This is a genomic window from Marinomonas vaga (genome assembly GCF_055388305.1).
Genome location: NZ_AP043903.1, coordinates 3,736,866 through 3,755,187, shown reverse-complemented (window position 1 = coordinate 3,755,187; position 18,322 = coordinate 3,736,866). Strand labels below are relative to the sequence as shown.

Annotated in this window: 18 protein-coding genes and 1 tRNA gene; 16 read left to right on the top strand and 3 right to left on the bottom strand. The window is 45.5% G+C overall.

Annotated elements, in window-relative coordinates; all coding sequences use genetic code 11:
- Positions 1–131 precede the first annotated feature (131 nt).
- The 5 genes from ihfB to ACZ5DR_RS17595 all read left to right on the top strand — a co-directional run bounded on the left by ihfB (position 132) and on the right by ACZ5DR_RS17595 (position 3,115).
- The gene (ihfB, locus tag ACZ5DR_RS17615; protein WP_464543837.1) at positions 132–434 is read left to right on the top strand and encodes an integration host factor subunit beta; all 303 of its coding nucleotides are present in this window, start codon (positions 132–134) and stop codon (positions 432–434) included.
- Positions 435–500: 66 nt separating this feature from the next.
- Positions 501–821 (top strand): lipopolysaccharide assembly protein LapA domain-containing protein, encoded by a 321-nt coding sequence (locus tag ACZ5DR_RS17610; RefSeq protein WP_377365205.1) that lies wholly within the window; start codon positions 501–503, stop codon positions 819–821.
- 4 nt (positions 822–825) lie between these two features.
- The gene (gene lapB / locus ACZ5DR_RS17605; protein WP_377365208.1) at positions 826–1,998 is read left to right on the top strand and encodes a lipopolysaccharide assembly protein LapB; all 1,173 of its coding nucleotides are present in this window, start codon (positions 826–828) and stop codon (positions 1,996–1,998) included.
- Positions 1,999–2,019: 21 nt separating this feature from the next.
- Complete coding sequence (gene pyrF / locus ACZ5DR_RS17600; RefSeq protein WP_377365210.1) at positions 2,020–2,727, top strand: orotidine-5'-phosphate decarboxylase; 708 nt, start codon at positions 2,020–2,022, stop codon at positions 2,725–2,727.
- A gap of 106 nt (positions 2,728–2,833) precedes the next feature.
- The gene (locus ACZ5DR_RS17595; RefSeq protein ID WP_377365212.1) at positions 2,834–3,115 is read left to right on the top strand and encodes a ComEA family DNA-binding protein; all 282 of its coding nucleotides are present in this window, start codon (positions 2,834–2,836) and stop codon (positions 3,113–3,115) included.
- A gap of 32 nt (positions 3,116–3,147) precedes the next feature.
- Here the strand turns inward: ACZ5DR_RS17595 and ACZ5DR_RS17590 are convergent, their stop codons facing one another.
- Both ACZ5DR_RS17590 and ACZ5DR_RS17585 read right to left on the bottom strand, forming a co-directional pair.
- Positions 3,148–4,875 (bottom strand): SulP family inorganic anion transporter, encoded by a 1,728-nt coding sequence (locus ACZ5DR_RS17590; protein ID WP_377365215.1) that lies wholly within the window; start codon positions 4,873–4,875, stop codon positions 3,148–3,150.
- Between the two features lie 8 nt (positions 4,876–4,883).
- Complete coding sequence (locus ACZ5DR_RS17585) at positions 4,884–5,756, bottom strand: MBL fold metallo-hydrolase (protein WP_377365217.1); 873 nt, start codon at positions 5,754–5,756, stop codon at positions 4,884–4,886.
- 209 nt (positions 5,757–5,965) lie between these two features.
- Between ACZ5DR_RS17585 and uvrB the strand changes: the two genes are divergently transcribed.
- The 5 genes from uvrB to ACZ5DR_RS17560 all read left to right on the top strand — a co-directional run bounded on the left by uvrB (position 5,966) and on the right by ACZ5DR_RS17560 (position 10,654).
- The gene (uvrB, locus tag ACZ5DR_RS17580) at positions 5,966–8,002 is read left to right on the top strand and encodes an excinuclease ABC subunit UvrB (protein ID WP_377365219.1); all 2,037 of its coding nucleotides are present in this window, start codon (positions 5,966–5,968) and stop codon (positions 8,000–8,002) included.
- Between the two features lie 13 nt (positions 8,003–8,015).
- Positions 8,016–8,201 carry a hypothetical protein gene (locus ACZ5DR_RS17575; RefSeq protein WP_377365221.1) on the top strand — a complete coding sequence of 62 codons (186 nt, stop codon included), beginning with the start codon at positions 8,016–8,018 and terminating at the stop codon, positions 8,199–8,201.
- 87 nt (positions 8,202–8,288) lie between these two features.
- Positions 8,289–8,365, top strand: a tRNA-Val gene (locus tag ACZ5DR_RS17570).
- A gap of 296 nt (positions 8,366–8,661) precedes the next feature.
- Positions 8,662–10,044, top strand: a complete 1,383-nt coding sequence (locus ACZ5DR_RS17565; protein WP_377365223.1) for a formimidoylglutamate deiminase — start codon at positions 8,662–8,664, stop codon at positions 10,042–10,044.
- Positions 10,037–10,654: a HutD/Ves family protein gene (locus ACZ5DR_RS17560; RefSeq protein ID WP_377365225.1), complete on the top strand. Its 618-nt coding sequence runs from the start codon at positions 10,037–10,039 to the stop codon at positions 10,652–10,654. The genes ACZ5DR_RS17565 and ACZ5DR_RS17560 overlap by 8 nt, the downstream gene beginning before the upstream one ends.
- 75 nt (positions 10,655–10,729) lie before the next feature.
- Here the strand turns inward: ACZ5DR_RS17560 and ACZ5DR_RS17555 are convergent, their stop codons facing one another.
- A complete protein-coding gene (locus ACZ5DR_RS17555) occupies positions 10,730–11,662 on the bottom strand; it encodes an exopolyphosphatase (RefSeq protein WP_377365227.1) in 933 nt (310 codons plus the stop codon).
- A gap of 597 nt (positions 11,663–12,259) precedes the next feature.
- On the opposite strand from ACZ5DR_RS17555, the gene ACZ5DR_RS17550 reads away from it, so the two are divergent.
- Genes ACZ5DR_RS17550 through ACZ5DR_RS17525 form a run of 6 tightly spaced genes read left to right on the top strand, consistent with a single transcriptional unit; the run spans position 12,260 to position 18,298 of the window.
- On the top strand, positions 12,260–13,429 hold the full coding sequence (locus ACZ5DR_RS17550; RefSeq protein ID WP_377365229.1) for a methyl-accepting chemotaxis protein: 1,170 nt from the start codon (positions 12,260–12,262) through the stop codon (positions 13,427–13,429).
- A 20-nt stretch (positions 13,430–13,449) separates the two neighbouring features.
- Positions 13,450–13,731 carry an STAS domain-containing protein gene (locus tag ACZ5DR_RS17545; RefSeq protein WP_377365231.1) on the top strand — a complete coding sequence of 94 codons (282 nt, stop codon included), beginning with the start codon at positions 13,450–13,452 and terminating at the stop codon, positions 13,729–13,731.
- The gene (locus ACZ5DR_RS17540) at positions 13,724–15,391 is read left to right on the top strand and encodes a SpoIIE family protein phosphatase (protein ID WP_377365233.1); all 1,668 of its coding nucleotides are present in this window, start codon (positions 13,724–13,726) and stop codon (positions 15,389–15,391) included. The genes ACZ5DR_RS17545 and ACZ5DR_RS17540 overlap by 8 nt, the downstream gene beginning before the upstream one ends.
- A 9-nt stretch (positions 15,392–15,400) precedes the next feature.
- Positions 15,401–15,766 (top strand): response regulator, encoded by a 366-nt coding sequence (locus tag ACZ5DR_RS17535; protein ID WP_377365235.1) that lies wholly within the window; start codon positions 15,401–15,403, stop codon positions 15,764–15,766.
- Positions 15,767–15,798: 32 nt separating this feature from the next.
- Positions 15,799–17,832: a chemotaxis protein CheA gene (locus ACZ5DR_RS17530; RefSeq protein ID WP_377365237.1), complete on the top strand. Its 2,034-nt coding sequence runs from the start codon at positions 15,799–15,801 to the stop codon at positions 17,830–17,832.
- Positions 17,810–18,298, top strand: coding sequence for a chemotaxis protein CheW (locus tag ACZ5DR_RS17525; protein ID WP_377365239.1), 489 nt, complete (start codon positions 17,810–17,812; stop codon positions 18,296–18,298). Before ACZ5DR_RS17530 ends, ACZ5DR_RS17525 begins: the two co-directional genes overlap by 23 nt.
- The last annotated feature ends 24 nt before the right edge of the window (positions 18,299–18,322 follow it).

Genomic DNA, 18,322 nt, shown 5'->3' with positions numbered 1-18,322 from the left:
TAACGAGAAATATTCGTTATAGAATGCTAAAAAAACAATGATTTTTAACTCAATTGTTCGTTAAGTTATTGCTTTCTTTCTAAATTTAGCTAGTCTTAACATGTGATCAAAATATAGTCGAGAGGACAGAGATGACTAAATCTGAGCTGATTGAAACGCTGATAGACCAGCAGTCACATCTGCCAGTGAAAGATGTTGAGCTTGCGGTTAAGGCAATGCTGGAGCATATGTCAGAAGCGCTGGCCAATGGCGAGCGTATTGAGATACGCGGTTTTGGCAGTTTCTCTCTTCACTATCGTGCGCCTCGCGTTGGTCGAAACCCTAAAACAGGCGAATCTGTTGAATTGGGATCTAAATATGTGCCGCATTTCAAACCAGGTAAGGAGCTACGAGAGTTAGTAAACTCTGATGTAGCAGAAAGCGAGCTGAACTAATTTTTTGTCGAAATTTTAGTGGGTCGTGGGCATAATGGACGTTCAGACTACGCTAGCAGGTATCTTATGCTTAAATGGCTAAAGCGAGCTTTACTGATCATTGTTTTAGCTCTTTTCTTATTTATCGCTATTTTCTTCGCCATCCGAAATGACCAGTTGGTCACGCTAGATTTAGTGTTGTGGCAGGGCCCAGTATTGAGTGTGGCCTTATACATGATATTGGCATTCGCTGTGGGTGTAATACTGGCTTTGCTTGCTTCTAGTGCTCTCCTTTTTCGTTTGGAACAGCGACTTAGAAGATCAAATAAACGTATAGCAAAGCAACAAACTGAGCTAGATGCTCTGCGTAAAGCCTCCCTTTCTACTGAACTGACGGAGCGGGAGTAGTCCCTTGACTGAGTGGGGATTATTCTTAGTCCTATTCCTTGCCTTGTTTATTGGCTGGGTATTGGGTCGTCGGCGCTCACCCAAAGCTCTGAAAGAGGAGCTTAAACAAGTTCCTAGCGATTATTTTCGTGGTCTTAATCACCTTTTGAAAGGGCAGCAGTCAGAGGCGATTGATGCTTTTGTAGACTCTCTTGAGGTCAATTCCGAAACCTTTGATATTCACCTGACCTTGGGGAATTTGTTTCGCAAAAAAGGTGAAATTCAAAAAGCCATTAATATCCATCAAAGTCTTCTTGCTAGGCCAGACCTAAGTGCGCGCGATACGCGTTTGGTGCAGTTAGAGCTTGCCAGTGATTTTATGTCTGCGGGCCTGTTAGATCGTGCCGAGCGATTGCTGCTAAACGTTGCCACCCGCAAGACTGAATTTCAAAAAGAAATTTTGGCGTTATTGGTGGATCTATATGAATTTGAGCAGAGCTGGGACAAGGCGATTAAGATCGCAGAACAGCTTCAACTGGAATTCCCAACTAAGAAACAAGCCCAGCGTCTGGCGCATTTTCATTGTGAGCTGGCCCAAGACGCCGTTAAAGGGGATCGTTGGACGGTCGCCTTTCAAGAGTACAAGGCTGCCATCAGCGCAGACTTAGATTGTGTGCGAGCAACCATCGGCTTGGCGGATGTCTACATTCACCAAGGCCGCTTCCGTGATGCCATCAAAGAACTGAAAGCGGTAGCAGATCAAGATCATGAGTTTTTACCCGTGGTCATAACCAAAATCAAAGAATGTTATCGCAAAGTATGGGGCAGCGGCGGTTACATTAAGTTCTTGCAGGATCAACTGGCCAAGCATCCTTCTGCAACCTTAATTAAGGCTCTGGCAGAGCATTATGCAGAAGATGACAAAGAGTTCGCAGAACAGTTTATAATAGACCAACTAAAGGCTCATCCAACGATTCAAGGATTCCAAGAGCTGATTGATATGCAGCGGGCGGACTCGAAAGGACACGATGAAGAGAACTTAAGTGTTCTCTATGAGCTGATTGAACAATTAATAACATCAAAACCCAAATATCGCTGCCGTCAATGTGGTTTCTCCGGGCATCAGCTGCACTGGCAGTGTCCTAGCTGTAAGAGCTGGGGAAGTGTGAAACCGATTCATGGCCTTGAAGGCGAATAATAGATTTACTGAGGATTATAAATGACCTGCCAATCTCCAATTGTAGTGGCCCTAGATTACCCAACGATAGACCAAGCTACTGCGATGGCAAAACGCTTAGACCCGTCTTTATGTCGTGTGAAAGTCGGTAAAGAGCTTTTTACGAAAGCTGGCCCAGCTGTTTTAGATGAGCTTCATGCTCTAGGCTTTGATGTTTTCCTCGATCTTAAATTTCACGATATTCCTAATACTGTGGCAAATGCGGTATCCGTTGCAGCCAAGTCAGGTGTTTGGATGGTGAACGTTCATGCCAGTGGCGGTCGTCGTATGATGGAGGCTTCTGCGAATGCCTTGGCCCAGATTCAAGACCATAATACCTTGTTGATTGCGGTGACGGTTTTGACCAGCATGGACCAGACTGACTTGGTGGAAGTGGGGATTGATTTGTCTCCTCAAGAGCATGTTATGCGCTTGGCAAAACTGGCCAAGTCTTCAGGCATGGATGGGGTGGTGTGTTCTGCACAAGAGTCTTCCATGTTGTCGCAAAATCTTGGTTCAGACTTTGTGTTAGTGACGCCAGGTATTCGCCCAGCAGGTTCTGCTCAAGGTGATCAGAAGCGCATTATGACACCGGCACAGGCCATGGCGGCAGGGAGCCATTATTTGGTTATTGGTCGTCCTATTACTCAAGCGGAAGATCCGATTCAAGTATTAACTTCTGTGAATCAAGATCTAGGGGTTAGCCTCTGATAGTTGAGGATGCTTGAGGTTGTGATATCTTAAAAGCGAGTCCATTGGGCTCGCTTTTTTGTTGGCAAGGTGCCAGCAGCCTTTAATCGACACAAGGAGTGTGATTATGATTAAGTTTCCATTCGTTAAGCGTTTTCTTGTTGGTTTGGTGTTCCTATTCTCGTTGTCAGCCTATGGGGCGGAGCCGTTAGACATTAATACGGCCACTGCAAAGGAGCTGGAGGTTGTCATGTCGGGGGTTGGTTCGGCAAAAGCGGAAGCGATTATTGCGTACCGGACTGAGAACGGTGACTTTAAAAGTATTGAAGAGCTGGTGAATGTAAAAGGGATTGGCTCAAGTATTTTAGACAGTAACCGTGAAGTGATTACGGTTAAGCCAGCAAACTAGTTAGCTGACTTTGATTCCGTCGACTGCAGAGGTTAGGCCTCTGCAGTCCTTTCTGGGCAGAGTGCTTCGTACGCCTGATTTTGCGTTAGGTATATTTTACCGGTCAAATGAGAGAACAGCTCTGTCCCTTTTAGCTTGTCCATGACTGGTCCTTTTACTTCAGTCAAATGCAGTTTAATGCCCGCAGACTTTAATCGATCATTAATCATTTCTAAGCTTTCTAGGGCGCTAGCATCGATCATATTTACCGCCGTACACATGAGAACCACATGCTCAATGCCTGTATGGCTGGCAACAAGATGTGTTATGCGATCCTCAAGTACACGAGCATTAGCAAAGAATAAACTCTCATCAATGCGTACAGTGATAACTGAAGGCTTGGTTTCTACCTGAAACCGCTGCACATTACGGAAGTGTTCTGTGCCAGGGACACGACCTACCACCGCAATATGTGGGTGGCTGGCATGCCATAGAAACAGTAATAAAGATAACCCAACACCTGTGATGATGCCTGCTTCCACGCCCACCAAGAGCACCATGAAAAAGGTTGCGATTAGGGCGTAAGCGTCCTGCTTGGAATAGCGCCATACATTCAAAAAGCCCTTGAAATCGATGAGCTGAACCACTGCGACTATGATGGTGGCGGCGAGGACGGCCTTGGGCAAAAAGTAAAATGCGCCAGTCAGGAATGACAGTGTCACGAGAATTAATAGGGCAGTGAAAACCCCCGTCATGGGGGTTCGAGCCCCTGCATCAAAACTGACGACAGAGCGTGAAAATCCCCCTGTCACAGGGAAGCCGCCACTGATCGCTGAGCTTAAATTAGCTGCTCCTAGGCCCACTAACTCTTGGTTGGGGTCAATGCTCTGACGGCGCTTTGCGGCAAAGGATTGAGCAACCGATACGGACTCAACAAAGCCTACAATGCTAATCAGCATGGCGGCAGGTAGAAGCTCTCTGGCCAGTTGAAGGTCGATGGGTGGTAACGCAATGGGTGGTAGACCACTGGGTACGGCACCGACAATCTTGACGCCAATTTGATCCAAACTAAACAGCATGACCACAAGTGTTGTACAGATAACCACTAAAACCGGGCCTGCTTTAGAGGCCAGTTGTGCCTGATGTTTACTGAGTCCCAACGCTTGCAGCAAGGGATTCAAATACTTGCGTAACAGGTGAATAGCAGCGATAGAGATTAATCCCAAGATAACGGTTGCCCAGTTCAGGTTGGGAAGTTGGGCGTATAGGCTTTCCACCATTTCTAACAGATTATGGCCCGATGCACTGATTCCTAAAATATGCTTGATCTGTCCTAATGCAATTAAGATAGCGGATGCGCTGATGAAGCCTGAGATAACTGGGTGGCTTAGTAAGTTGGCTAAAAAGCCAAGCTTAAATAAACCTAGTGCGATTAAGAACAGCCCCGAAATCGTTGCCAACAGGATCACCACAGCCAGATATTCAGCGGAGCCAGGCGCAGCAAAACCAAGAGCTACTGTACCTGTCATCATGGACACGACGGCCACCGGCCCCACAGCTAAAGTGCGACTTGAGCCGAATAGCGCATAGGCGATCAGTGGAAGAATGCTGGCATACAAGCCTACTGCTGGCGGCAGCCCTGCGAGCATGGCATATGCGAGGCTCTGGGGGATAAGCATGATGGTGACAATAAGGCTCGCCATCATGTCTGTTTGCATGTCGGAGCGAGTATAGACTTTTAACCAGCTCAGGGCAGGGATCAACCGCTCTAATCGGCTCATGTTTGCCTCTACACCAAGTTAATCGGGGTTTTGATATAGCGGGTGCCATTTTCCTCTTCTGGAGGTAGGTGTCCGGCGCGCATATTTACCTGAACCGATGGCCAAATCAGTTTTGGCATGTTCAAGGTCGCATCTTTAGTTGTACGCATCTGGCAGAATTCTTGTTCTGAAATGCCTTGGTGGATGTGTACGTTGTGGGCTTTCTGTTCAGCGACACTGGTTTCCCATTGGTACTCTTGGCGATTAGGGGCTTTGTAGTCATGGCACATAAACAGGCGTGTGGCATCCGGTAACGCGAAAATCTTTTGAATAGAGCGATACAGTGTCGCAGCGTCCCCGCCTGGGAAATCACAGCGGGCGGTGCCGTAGTCGGGCATGAATAACGTGTCTCCGACAAAGGCCGCATCTCCGATCACATAAGTCACACAGGCTGGGGTGTGCCCTGGGGTGTGCAACACGTTAACCGTGGTATTACCTAATGCTAACTCGTCACCTTCATGAACCAGCTTATCAAACTGTGAGCCATCACGAGCAAACATCGGCTCAGCATTGAGCAGTTTACCGAATGTCGTTTGCACTCTAGTGATGTGATCGCCAATGACAATCTCACCGCCCAATGCTTCTTTTAAATAAGGGGCAGCAGAGAGGTGATCTGCATGAACATGGGTCTCAAGGATCCAAGTTAGAGTAAGCTTTTCTGCTTTGATGTACTCAATGATGGCATCAGCAGATTCTGTATTGGTGCGACCGGAGGCATGATCATAATCTAATACGGAATCTATGATGGCGCATTGGCTTGTTGTCTCGTCGGTGACAACATAAGACACTGTAAAGGTTACTTCATCAAAAAACGCTTTGATATGTGGTTGCTTGTTGGTCATCGTCTTAATCCTTAAAAATGGTTATAAGATTATTCTTTAATGTTATATAAAGGAGTTGTTATTAGCAACCTCTAATGTAGAGTCATTTGTGCTAAGTCAGGTTTTCCTTAGTTTTATTTCTTCTAAATAGCGAGACAGGTGAAAAGACGAAGGCCGGGAAATTTGTTAGCCTATGGGATTATCGATCCAAACAGTGTAGGTCAAATAACGTGGCACAAGAGTTTGAAGTAGTTTCTCAGTATGCACCCGCAGGCGATCAGCCGAAGGCCATTGAAAAGCTTATCCAAGGGGTGGATGCGGGTCTGGCCCATCAAACGTTATTGGGGGTAACCGGGTCTGGTAAGACGTTTACGGTTGCTAATGTTATTGCTGGGGTAAAGCGTCCGACTATTATTATGGCGCACAACAAAACCTTGGCGGCTCAGCTTTACGGTGAGTTTAAAGAGTTCTTCCCTAACAATGCTGTTGAGTACTTTGTTTCCTACTATGACTATTACCAGCCAGAAGCCTATGTGGCTGCATCCGATACCTTTATAGAAAAAGACGCTTCGGTGAATGAGCACATTGAGCAAATGCGTTTGTCTGCGACCAAGGCATTATTGGAGCGAGATGACGTTATTATCGTTGCTACCGTTTCTGCTATTTATGGTTTGGGTGATCCTCAATCTTACCTAAAAATGATGCTTCACCTTGATCGCGGTGAGCGCATTGACCAGCGGGCCGTATTACGCCGTTTGGCGGAGCTGCAATACACGCGCAATGATATGGTATTTGAGCGGGGTAATTACCGCGTTCGGGGCGATATTATCGACGTCTTTCCGGCGGATTCTGAAGACGAAGCCATTCGTATCGAGCTGTTTGATGATGAGATCGATGGCTTATCAGTGATCGATCCTCTGACAAACCGCACTATCCGTAAAGTGCCACGTATCACCATTTACCCTAAAACCCACTATGTTACCCCAAGAGAAACCATCCTGGATGCCATTGAGCGGATCAAGAAAGAGCTTGATGTACGTTTACAACAACTGAAGTCCATGGATAAATTGGTCGAATTGCAACGTTTAGAGCAACGCACCAACTACGATTTAGAAATGATGCAAGAGCTTGGCTACTGCTCAGGGATCGAAAACTATTCCCGTTATCTATCTGGAAGGCCGGAAGGTTCGCCACCGCCTACTTTGTTTGATTATTTGCCAGCGAATGCTTTGTTGGTGATTGATGAATCTCACGTAACCGTGCCGCAAATTGGCGCCATGTACAAAGGGGACCGTTCTCGTAAAGAAAACTTGGTGGAATATGGCTTCCGTCTGCCTTCTGCGTTGGATAATCGTCCTATGCGTTTTGAAGAGTGGGAGCAAATCAAGCCCCAAACCATCTTTGTCTCTGCCACCCCCGGTAAGTATGAAGAAGAACATCAAGACTGGGTGGTGGAGCAGATTGTCCGTCCAACTGGATTGATCGATCCCGAGTTAGAAGTACGACCCGTGGCCACCCAGGTGGACGATTTATTGTCGGAGATTAATATTCGCTTACCGAAAGGTGAGCGGGTCTTGGTCACCACGTTAACCAAACGTATGGCCGAGGATTTGACGGATTACCTCCATGAGCACGGCATTCGCGTACGCTATCTGCATTCTGATATTGATACGGTGGAGCGTGTTGAAATTATCCGGGACCTACGATTAGGGGAATTCGACGTATTGGTGGGGATCAACTTGCTGCGTGAGGGTTTGGATATCCCTGAGGTCAGCTTGGTCGCCATTTTGGATGCGGACAAAGAAGGCTTCCTGCGCTCCGATCGCTCCTTGATTCAGACCATTGGTCGTGCGGCTCGAAATGTAAACGGTAAGGCCATCCTCTATGCAGATCGTATTACAGGCTCCATGCAACGTGCTATGGATGAAACCATTCGCCGCCGTGAAAAGCAGCAAGCCTTTAACGAAGAGCATGGCATTGTTCCCCGTGGCATCACCAAGTCTGTGGAAGACATCATGGAGGGGGCTTACAACCCAGGGGCGGGTGGCCGAAACAAGTCCAAACAAACGCGCAAAGTGGCAGAGAAAGTTCAGGATTACCAAATTGATAATATGGACGATGTGGCGGAAGTCAGAAAGGCCATAGTACAACTACAGAAAGACATGATGGTGGCTTCTGAGAACCTCCAGTTTGAACTGGCAGCGGGATACCGTGATCAGATTCGTGGACTACAGAAAAAGCTTAAAGATGTAGGCGAAGCCATCTAAAGGAGATAGGGATATGGCGCTCACACTTCACAACAGAAACATCATTCGCGTGATCGACAATGGCATCATAGTGAACTGCGTCATCTTAAAAATGTGCTTGAATCATGTGGTGGTCAAGTTTCGAGATAAGCAATACAAAGTACCCTACGGCCTCATTGATGAAGTCATAGGACACGAACTCTTAGTACCAGTCGACTGACTCCAAGTCATTGAAAACAAGGGCAATAAAAAGTTGAGTTTAGTGCTTGAACTCAACACCGCGCTGGGTATAATAGCCAGCACTTTTAGGACTATAGCTCAGTTGGTTAGAGCGCTACCTTGACATGGTAGAGGTCAGCAGTTCGAATCTGCTTAGTCCTACCAAAATTTATACTTACATATCAGTAAGTTACGAAAGCCGAACTCTAGGAAACTAGTGTTCGGCTTTTTTGTTTTTGTCACAGCGTCTGAGTTTTTTGCTAGAAAATGATTGAGCGTGTAAATCATATGTATGTACAAGTTTTTTGTAACTTAAAATCAGATTCTTTTTATACCTATAAGACGAGCCAAAGGACTAGCATTTATGACGGTCGCTTGTGACCATTAAGTTTTGAATTAGTTGTCTATACAATTGATTTTGATTACACTGAAATCAAGACCAATGTATGGAGCGCGTTTTCATGACCTCAAGTCCAGTGGCTCAAACCTATTTTGCTGAATTAGCGTGGCTCTCGTCCGGTTGGGCCCGCAATGTCACTTTAAAGGTATGTGGCGGAGTGATTCACTCGGTTACACCAGACAGTCTTTACCAAGAAGGGGCTGTTCGTTTAACGGGGCCGGTGTTGCCGACGATTGCTAATTTGCATTCCCATGCATTTCAGCGGGTTATGGCAGGTATGGCTGAGGTGAACCTGAATCCAAATGACAGCTTTTGGAGCTGGCGCGATCTGATGTACAAGGTGGTGCAAAAACTTACCCCTGACGATGCCCGTGTGATCGCTAAAAAGCTCTACATTGATATGCTGAAAGCGGGCTATAGCCAAGTGGGGGAGTTTCATTATTTGCACCATGATGTGGGTGGTCACGCCTATGGTCAGGTGACTGAAATGGCCCAGCAGCTGATCGCCGCAGGGGGTGAGGCAGGCATCGGTGTTACCCTGTTGCCAGTACTGTATTCCCATTCTGGTTTTGGTGGCCAAGCCCCCAATGAGGGGCAAGCACGTTTTATTCATTCCACAGACAGTTACCTAGCGCTACATCAAGCGAGTGAAACCATGCTTAATGGCTCTGATCGGCATAAATTGGGCATCTGTTTCCATTCATTACGCGCTACAACTCAAGATCAAATAGAACAAGTGTTAGGGGCCTTGGATTCTCAAAAAGTCGTTCATATCCACATTGCTGAGCAGCAAAAAGAAGTGCAAGACTGCTTGGCTTGGAGTGGTCAACGTCCTGTGGAATGGCTTCACAATCATATAGGCTTAGATTCCCGCTGGTGTCTTGTTCACGCGACCCATTTAAACGATGGGGAACTTAATGCCATTGCCAGTAGCAAAGCCGTAGCAGGTCTTTGTCCCACTACGGAGGCTAACCTTGGGGATGGCATTTTTCCTGGAGTGGACTTTGAGAACCTTGGTGGTATTTGGGGCGTTGGCTCCGATAGTCATGTGAGCGTCTCTCTGGTCGAAGAATTAAGAACGTTTGAATACGGTCAGCGTCTTCGTGATCAGCAACGTAATCGACTCTATCGAGGGGATCAAACGTCTGTGGGGGATAATTTATTCCAACAGGCATTGCTTGGGGGCAATCAAGCCTGCGATGTGGCACTCGGACTTGCTGCTGGAAATAGAGCCGATTTTATGGTGCTAGGGGAGCATCCGTTTCTTCAGCTTGAGCAACCACAAGATGTGTTGAATCGCTGGTTATTTGCCACCAATGAAAACCTCATTAAAGATGTGTTTGTGGCAGGGCAACAAGTGATTAAAGACTTCCGTCACGCGAGTGATGAGCAGAGTAGTCGAGAATTTGCACAGGTGATTAAAAAGGTCGTCTACGATGCCTAGTATTAAACCGTGGTTTACCATTCTTGAGCCCGATGAGTATCTTTGTATGCCATGGAAAAATGGCCTTGGGGAAACCCTCGAGATTCATAAACATGAGGATGATCAAGGGCTGCGTTATCGAATCAGCCAAGCCGCAGTGACCGATGATGGGCGCTTCTCTGACTTTAGTGGTTTGCAGCGAACCCTGCTATTGCTTCGCGGTCAAGGCATGACTTTAACGCTTCAGGAAGGATCAAGTGTGACCCAGCATGAGCTGTTGCAGCCCCTTGATCAGGCAAGTTTTGATGGGGGCACATTAACGGACGCTCGACTCCACGGAGGTCCTATCGATGACTTAAATATCATGGTAAGAGCCAATGACACCCTAGCAAATGTGCTGTCCATGACAGCTCCAGAGATATGCCCAATCCTGTCAGAAGCCGCTTTGCTATGCGGTTTCTATGCCTTAGAGACAGCGACTTTTGCCGTGACAGGCGATATGACTCCGTCCTTTGTTAGTGTGCCTAAAGGTGGTTTTATAGAGTTCCACGGGGCTAGTCCAGTACAACTTAATAGTGGCCGAGGGGCTTGGATTATGATTGAAAAAGGTAGATTGGATTCAAGGACGTAAAACAAGCTTAAACTGGTGTTAAAACGCCCCGATGTACTTCTCTTAAAATGAGTTAAGACATCGGGGCGTTTTGTTTTAGCCGTCTTGATTGATCTTTTTAATGATATCTTGCAGTGCTTGCTCTGCTTGATCATTGTCTACTTGGCAGGTGCCAGCGTTCATGTGGCCGCCACCGCCATACTCTAAGCACAGCTCGCCCACATTGGTATTCGATGAACGGTTTAGGATGGATTTACCCACTGCAAATACGGTGTTCTGCTGCTTCAATCCCCACATCTTATGGATGGAAATATTGCAGTCTGGGTACAGGGCGTAAATAACAAAGCGGTTTGTGGTGTAGATGGTCTCTTCGTTAAGTAGATCCAGTACCACTAGGTTGTCATATACCGTTGCACAGCGCTGGATTTGCTCTTTGGCCTTGGCGTCATGTTCCAGGTACAGGTCCACTCGCTCTTTCACATCCTCAAGCGCTAGGATTTGATCAATAGTGTGATTTTTACAGTAATCAATTAACTGCATCATCAACTGGTAGTTGGAGATACGAAATTCACGGAAGCGTCCAAGTCCAGTGCGAGCATCCATAATAAAGTTAAGTAGTACCCAGCCAGTTGGGTTAAGGACTTCGTCTTCGTTAAATTGCGCGGAATCACCTTTATCAACGGCATCCATCATGTCGGTGGAAATTCCGGGAAATTTTTCCTGACCGCCATAGTAGTCATAGACGACTCGAGCAGCGGAAGGCGCTTTAGCATCAATAATATGGTTTTCGATATTGCTGTCGTTGCGGACGGTCTCACTTAAATGATGGTCGAAGGCAAGATGGCAGCCCGGCACATAAGGAAGGTTAGTGGTGATGTCATTGGCATTGATCTCAACTTTACCGTCTTGCATGTCCTTAGGGTGAACAAACAAGATGTCATCAATCAGATCCAAGTCCTTTAATAAAACGGCACAAACTAAGCCATCAAAGTCACTGCGGGTCACTAATCTGAATTTTTCGTTACTCATAATTTGGTCTCATCCAACGCTTCATGTGTTAGTTATGAGATTGAGTGTACCAGTACTCGCCTGTTAATGAATTGAGATAAGTGCAACAGTTTGTTAATTGGGTGTGACTAAGGCAAAACCTGCAATGCTTAATGATCCTTAGGCCCCTATGAAAGACAAGGGTACCTGATTGTTTTTTATTAGGATTTAAAGGATGGGCATGACGAATGCCAGATTTTGAACTAATGTATTTATGGAAAAGTGCGATGATGTTTGACTTCATGGGCTGCTCTCTATTTATACAGACCAATTTACTCCATAGGCTGGTTGTATAAATAGAGACCAGCCCAGTAAGAAATGGCAATGTTACTGTGAGGAAGTGTAAAAATTATCTGGGGTTATGTAGTAATTGCTTCTGCGTTATTCCTGTTTGAAATCAATCTACTATAGAATATAGCTAGCATGAACATACTAACTGTTTTATGGTTTGTTTACAGTGTGCAAATTTTGTGGCTGCATGCTCTGGATAAGTTTGATCATAAGTGGACAACTTGCTCGAGTGTGTTTTTGTCTCAGATAAATACTATTTGCAACAGTGATCTTTCATAAGGAAAGCAAATGTTCAAATCTTCTCTTATCCATCTTTTTGCAGTGGCTGTAGCGGGCACATTGGCTTGGTCAGGCTTTATGTGGGAAGCCTTTGCCATTCTAACCTTGTCTGGAATCTTGCTGATTTTTCTTGCTCGCCCCAAATCTCATCAAGAAACCCAAACCAACGATAATCCGTTATCTGATAGCAATGATCATGCCTCTGACTCACCCAAAGAGTCCACACTAGGTCAGGTTAATCATTTATTTAATGAAGAATTAGTACCACTGTTAGATGTCTGCAGTGACGACTTAGGTAACGTGTTGTCCACTCAAAAAAGTGCGGTGGACCTCTTGAGCCGAGCTTTTGAAGAAACCCATCAGCTTATCCAGCAGCAGTCCACCTGTATCCGTGCTTTGATTGAGGACACCAGTGATGGCAGTGGAGAGCATTACAGTGATGTGATGCGACGTTTTGCTGGACAAACCGCAACGACTTTAGACAAGTTCATTGGAAGTACTGTGGAAATGTCTGCTGCGTCCATGGAGCTGCTTAATCAGGTTAATCTAATTCACGATGAGATGCCTGAAATTACCAAAGCTTTAAAAGACATTGATGACATTGCGGATCAAACTAACTTATTGGCATTAAACGCTGCAATCGAAGCAGCCCGTGCTGGGGAAGCGGGTCGTGGCTTTGCGGTTGTGGCGGATGAAGTACGCTCTCTTTCAAATCGATCCTCTGGGTTTAGTGATGCCATCCAGGCGCGATTGCAGAAAATGCAGAACCAAGTAGGTGATTTGACTCGCTCCATGGAAAAACTAGCAGCTCATGATGTGACTTACATCATGGAATCGAAAAAATCCATGAATTCAGCTTTGGAACACATAGTAGAAAAAGCCGTGGCGGATAGCCAAGTAACGGCTGAGTTGGATGTATTGTCTGGCAAGTTAGAAACGTCTATCCATGATGCAACTCGTGGGTTGCAATTCGATGATATCAATGGGCAGAACTTGCAATACACCATAGATACTTTGGAATTCATTGCCGAACAGGTACAAAGTCTTAAAGACCATAGTGTTGACGATATTGAAGCCGTGTTAAAAGAAAAGCTCGAATCGATAAAACAACGCAGTTTGCAAAAGCATAACCCTGTATCGCAACAAGATATTGAAAGTGGAGATATCGACCTTTTCTGAGCAGTATAAGAGGATCCAGCATGTCCCAATCTAGTGTTATTACCATCCCAGAGCGATTTGATTTTGGTACCCACAAATGGTTTACCGAAACCTATGACAAAGCTTTGTCTGCTAACGTTAAAGAGATCGTTTTAGATTTTTCCCGCGTGAACTACGTTGATTCTTCTGCGTTAGGCATGATGGTGCTTTTGCACCGCAAAATGACAGCCCAAAATTGCAAAGGCACTATTCGCAATCTAGGAGGTACGGCAAAAGATATTCTTGATATGGCGAACTTCTCGACTCTTTATCGTTATGAATAATGTACCGCGGGTTTTATTACTCGAAGACAATTCCACTACTAGGGTGCTAATTGCCAGTGCCATGAAAGCCCATGGCGTGGAAGTGATTACAGCGACGAGCCTGAAGGAAGTTGAAGCCTACATCGATGATGATTCCATCGATTTGTACCTTATGGATATCAATTTGCCAGACGGTATGTCTTCCGCCTATGTGCCGCGGATCGTATCCCAGAGGCCTTTGATCCCTGTGTTAATGATGACTGCGGATCAAGATTATTCTCAAGTGGCGAACTTCTTTAAAGCGGGCGTAAAAGATTTTATTACTAAACCGATTAACCCCTCTTTATTGGTCGCAAAGGTGTTTAGTTTTCTTCGCAATGCAGATGACAAGCGAGCATTACTCGCAGCGAAGGAAACCTATCAGAAAATTTCCGACGAGAAAGCCCAAGAAGAAGAGTTGGCTTTTCATGTCTATGACTACATCCTAAAAACCCATGCTCACAATATTACCGGGGTCAATGTCGCAAACCGTTCCAGTGGTAAATTTTGTGGCGACATTTTATTGAGTGCTAAGGCTCCCAACGGCAACTTAATCATCATGTTGGCGGACGCCACAGGACATGGCATGGCGGCAGCCTTGACCATCTATCCTATTGTCACCACCTTCAGTGCCATGGTATCGAAAGGTTTATCCCTAGGAGCCATTTTACTAGAGCTAAGTGAAAAACACTCTCAGTCCATTCCAAATAACCGTTTTGTAGCGTCTATTTTTATCGAAATTAGTCCTGCAACGAACACCATTAAATTTTGGAATGGAGGCATGCCTAAAATATTAGCGTTTGATGAGAATCGTCAGCAGATTGAACAAATCGCTTCTAAAAATATGGCCATCGGGATTTTACCGACAGACATGGTGAGCACTCAGCTAGAAACCTACCACTTAGATTCAGTGAAGCATTTATGCTTTTTTAGTGATGGATTGATCGAGAACAAAATCCGAGATGGCGCAGGATTAACCTTTGATCAGTGTTATGACATTATTGCTGAACAGTTTGATGACCCAGCTGGTGCGGTAGAAACCATGCTAGCCTTGGAAGATCTAAGCACTATTTCAGAAAGTGATATGGACGATATGACCATTTGCCATATCGACATTCAGAATACCGTTCAGGCCCTGAGAGAAGAGTCTAATTATAGGGCTTCCATACCTGGTCAATTCGAGTTTAATTTCAAGTTACAAGGGCATTCACTGACAAACGAACGCTTACCATTTAGTGTCTCTGAAATGCTCGAAGGGTACGGCTTTAAAAAAGAGTTTTGTCAGCGAGTATTCACAGTCACGACAGAGCTGTATACCAATGCTGTCGATCATGGGGTGTTCAATATTGACTCAGCCCTAAAATCACAGAATTTCATCGAATATATTGATGCCCGTTCCAAAGCCATGGAACAACTGTCAGATGATCAATTCGTTATCGTTGGCATTCGATGGGAATCGGAAGGGCAAAAATTACATATTAACGTTGCGGACTCGGGAGTCGGTTATCGTCCTCATGAGTTGGAGGATGATCAAGATATGACTAAGGCGTATGGGCGTGGTCTGGCCTTGGTTAAATCCTTTTCGGAAACGTTTAATTATGATCCAAACACAAATTCAACCCACATTGCTTTAATTTACTAGGGGATACAAATGAGCAAGAAGTTACTAATCGTCGACGACTCACCATCTGTACGCCAGATGGTAGAAATGACGCTAAAAAGTGCAGGATACACAGTGAAAGCGGCTAAAGATGGCCAAGAAGCTTTGGGTTTTTGTCGTGTCGAGCGTTTTGATTTTGTTCTTACAGACCAAAACATGCCAAATATGGACGGTATTACCCTAATTAAATCTCTCAGAGCGATGACGGCCTATGCTCGTGTCCCATTAATTGTACTGACAACAGAAGCCAGTGATGCCATGAAACAACAAGGCAAGGCTGCTGGAGCAACAGGTTGGATGGTCAAACCGTTTGATCCTAAGAAACTACTCGACGTTGTAGCAAAAGTACTGGGATAGAAACTGAACGTTTACGTGGGTTGGGATAGTGTATGGATGAGCTAAGTCAATTTAATGAAGTGTTTTTTGAGGAAGCTCAAGAGCACTTAGAAACAATGGAAACGCTGCTGCTGGCTTTCGATATCGATGCACCGGATATCGAAGAGTTGAATAGTGTGTTTCGCGCGGCGCATTCCATTAAAGGTGGTAGTGGCATCTTTGGGTTTACTGCTATGACTGGTTTAACCCACGTAATGGAAAATATGCTGGACTCAGCACGTAACAGTGAACTGGCACTGACCAGTGAATTGATTACGGTGCTGCTGGAAACCACAGACGTATTGAAAGATATTCTCGACCGTTATCGTGGAGAAGAAGAGATTGACTGGGAGGCAGTAAAGTCCGCCGAAGCCACCATTGAAGCCGCTCATTTACAAGCCACTGCTGATCAGAGTGGTGTCCGTGAAGCAAATTCAGAGCCCGTTCAAGAAAGTCAGACAGATGAAGATGATGGCTTTGGCTTCTTCACTGAAGAGCCTGAAGACTCAAATGACGATGATGGATTTGGTTTCTTTGATGCTCAGGAGACGTCATCAGAAGACGAAGGCTTTGGGCTGTTTGAAACAGAAAAACCCGCAGAAGACTTTGGCTTTTTTGATGACGCTTTAAATGAAAAATTGGAAAAAGAAGCGGCCGAAGAAGATCAAGGTTTTGGTTTTTTTGAAGCGGTTGACCAGCCTGCAAATACTGAGACAACTCCAAGTGAGAATGCCTCAAAGCCTACTGAACCCGTAACGCCTTCAGCTCCTGAGTCCCCTCAAAAGCCTGTCCCCTCAGCGCCTACTAAAAAAGCGCCCGCTAAAACAACGGGTGAATCTAAAACAGAAGCCACTAGTATCCGGGTAGAAACCAATAAAATAGACAAATTGGTTAACTTGGTGGGTGAGTTAGTCATTACCCAGTCGATGCTCAATCTGATCGGTAACGAAGTACAAGACAGTATTGTTGAAAAAATGCAGTCCGCTTTGGTTGAGCTCGAGCGTAACACTCGGGAGATTCAAGAAGCGGTAATGTCTGTGCGGATGTTGCCCATCTCGTTTGTTTTTAATCGCTTTCCTCGTCTAGTGCGTGACCTATCAGTGAAATTGGAGAAAAAGATTGAGCTGGTGATCGAAGGTGGTTCAACTGAGATCGACAAAAACCTTGTGGAGAAAATTTCCGATCCGTTAACACACTTAATTCGAAACAGTATTGATCACGGTATCGAAATGCCCGACGTACGTCGTGCCAATGGCAAAGATGAAACCGGTATCGTGAAATTAAGTGCCGCTCAAAAAGGTGGTGAAATTGTTATTTCCATCACTGATGACGGTGCGGGTCTTAACCGTGAGCGAATTCTTAACAAAGCCTTAGAAAAAGGCATTTCTTTGCCCGATCCTCTTACCGATGAAGCGATCTGGCTATTGATATTCTCCCCAGGCTTTTCGACCGCAGCAGAGGTCACGGATGTCTCTGGACGCGGTGTTGGCATGGATGTGGTAAGGCGAAATATTGAGTCTCTGGGCGGTCGAGTCACAATCAGTTCCACCCAAGGTAAAGGTGCGGAGTTTAAGATCAACTTGCCACTCACTCTAGCCATATTGGATGGCATGTGTGTGGAAAGCAGTGACCAAATTTTCGTGGTACCGTTAGTCAATATTGTTGAGAGTATCCAGCCCTCAAAAGACCAAATTAAAATCATCAAAAACCGTCCATTATTGTGGGTTCGAGATGAGTACTGGCCTCTAGTGGATGTCGGCAAAACCTTATGTGGTAGTGATTCGTCTTATAATATTGAACAGGGCATCGTTGTCCTTGTTGAAACAGCTAAAACCCGCTTCGGTTTGATGGTTGATAATCTTGTCGGACAGCAGCAGGTGGTGATTAAGAGCCTAGAACGACACTATAGACGAGTGGAAGGTGTCGCGGGTGCAACTATTATGGGTGATGGCAGTGTGGCACTCATATTGGATGTGGATTCACTCACTCAATTTATTCATTCAGATGTTAAGGGAGAGCTTTCTCATGTCAGTAACTCAGCAGGCTAACGTGAGCACCATGCCCGCCAAAGAATTTCTTACGTTTGTGTTAGGGGATGAGACCTATGCCCTAGACATCATGACGGTGAAAGAAATTCGCGGTTATGAGATCGCCACCAAGATCGCAAATGCCCCAAGTTACATAAAAGGTGTCATTAACTTGAGGGGGGACATTGTTCCTATCATCGATTTACGTATTAAATTCGGTATCGGTGAAGCCACTTACAATGAGTGGACCATTGTCATCATGTTAAATGTAAAAGATCGCATCGTTGGCATTGTCGTTGACGGCGTCTCAGATGTAATGAATCTTGAAGAAGATGACATCAAGCCCGCTCCAGAATTTGGCGTAGCGTTTGATAGCCGATACTTACATGGTTTAGCAGCCATAGAGGATTTGATGGTGATTATTGTTGATATTGAAGAGCTTATTTCAAGTGACGAGCTTGGGCTTTTTGATACGGCAGCGGTTTAGTAGCGCAGCCCAAAGGGAGAGTTT

Bases quoted from the DNA above. Each gene is read 5' to 3' on its own strand.
- ACZ5DR_RS17540 (WP_377365233.1), top strand. From the start codon at position 13,724: ATGAATAATGTACCGCGGGTTTTATTACTCGAAGACAATTCCACTACT.
- ACZ5DR_RS17530 (WP_377365237.1), top strand. From the start codon at position 15,799: ATGGATGAGCTAAGTCAATTTAATGAAGTGTTTTTTGAGGAAGCTCAA.
- ACZ5DR_RS17575 (WP_377365221.1), top strand. From the start codon at position 8,016: ATGGCGCTCACACTTCACAACAGAAACATCATTCGCGTGATCGACAAT.
- ACZ5DR_RS17585 (WP_377365217.1), bottom strand. From the start codon at position 5,756: ATGACCAACAAGCAACCACATATCAAAGCGTTTTTTGATGAAGTAACC.
- ACZ5DR_RS17535 (WP_377365235.1), top strand. From the start codon at position 15,401: ATGAGCAAGAAGTTACTAATCGTCGACGACTCACCATCTGTACGCCAG.
- ACZ5DR_RS17590 (WP_377365215.1), bottom strand. From the start codon at position 4,875: ATGAGCCGATTAGAGCGGTTGATCCCTGCCCTGAGCTGGTTAAAAGTC.
- ACZ5DR_RS17545 (WP_377365231.1), top strand. From the start codon at position 13,450: ATGTCCCAATCTAGTGTTATTACCATCCCAGAGCGATTTGATTTTGGT.
- ACZ5DR_RS17560 (WP_377365225.1), top strand. From the start codon at position 10,037: ATGCCTAGTATTAAACCGTGGTTTACCATTCTTGAGCCCGATGAGTAT.
- ihfB (WP_464543837.1), top strand. From the start codon at position 132: ATGACTAAATCTGAGCTGATTGAAACGCTGATAGACCAGCAGTCACAT.
- ACZ5DR_RS17550 (WP_377365229.1), top strand. From the start codon at position 12,260: ATGTTCAAATCTTCTCTTATCCATCTTTTTGCAGTGGCTGTAGCGGGC.
- ACZ5DR_RS17595 (WP_377365212.1), top strand. From the start codon at position 2,834: ATGATTAAGTTTCCATTCGTTAAGCGTTTTCTTGTTGGTTTGGTGTTC.
- ACZ5DR_RS17565 (WP_377365223.1), top strand. From the start codon at position 8,662: ATGACCTCAAGTCCAGTGGCTCAAACCTATTTTGCTGAATTAGCGTGG.
- ACZ5DR_RS17555 (WP_377365227.1), bottom strand. From the start codon at position 11,662: ATGAGTAACGAAAAATTCAGATTAGTGACCCGCAGTGACTTTGATGGC.
- ACZ5DR_RS17525 (WP_377365239.1), top strand. From the start codon at position 17,810: ATGTCAGTAACTCAGCAGGCTAACGTGAGCACCATGCCCGCCAAAGAA.
- pyrF (WP_377365210.1), top strand. From the start codon at position 2,020: ATGACCTGCCAATCTCCAATTGTAGTGGCCCTAGATTACCCAACGATA.
- ACZ5DR_RS17610 (WP_377365205.1), top strand. From the start codon at position 501: ATGCTTAAATGGCTAAAGCGAGCTTTACTGATCATTGTTTTAGCTCTT.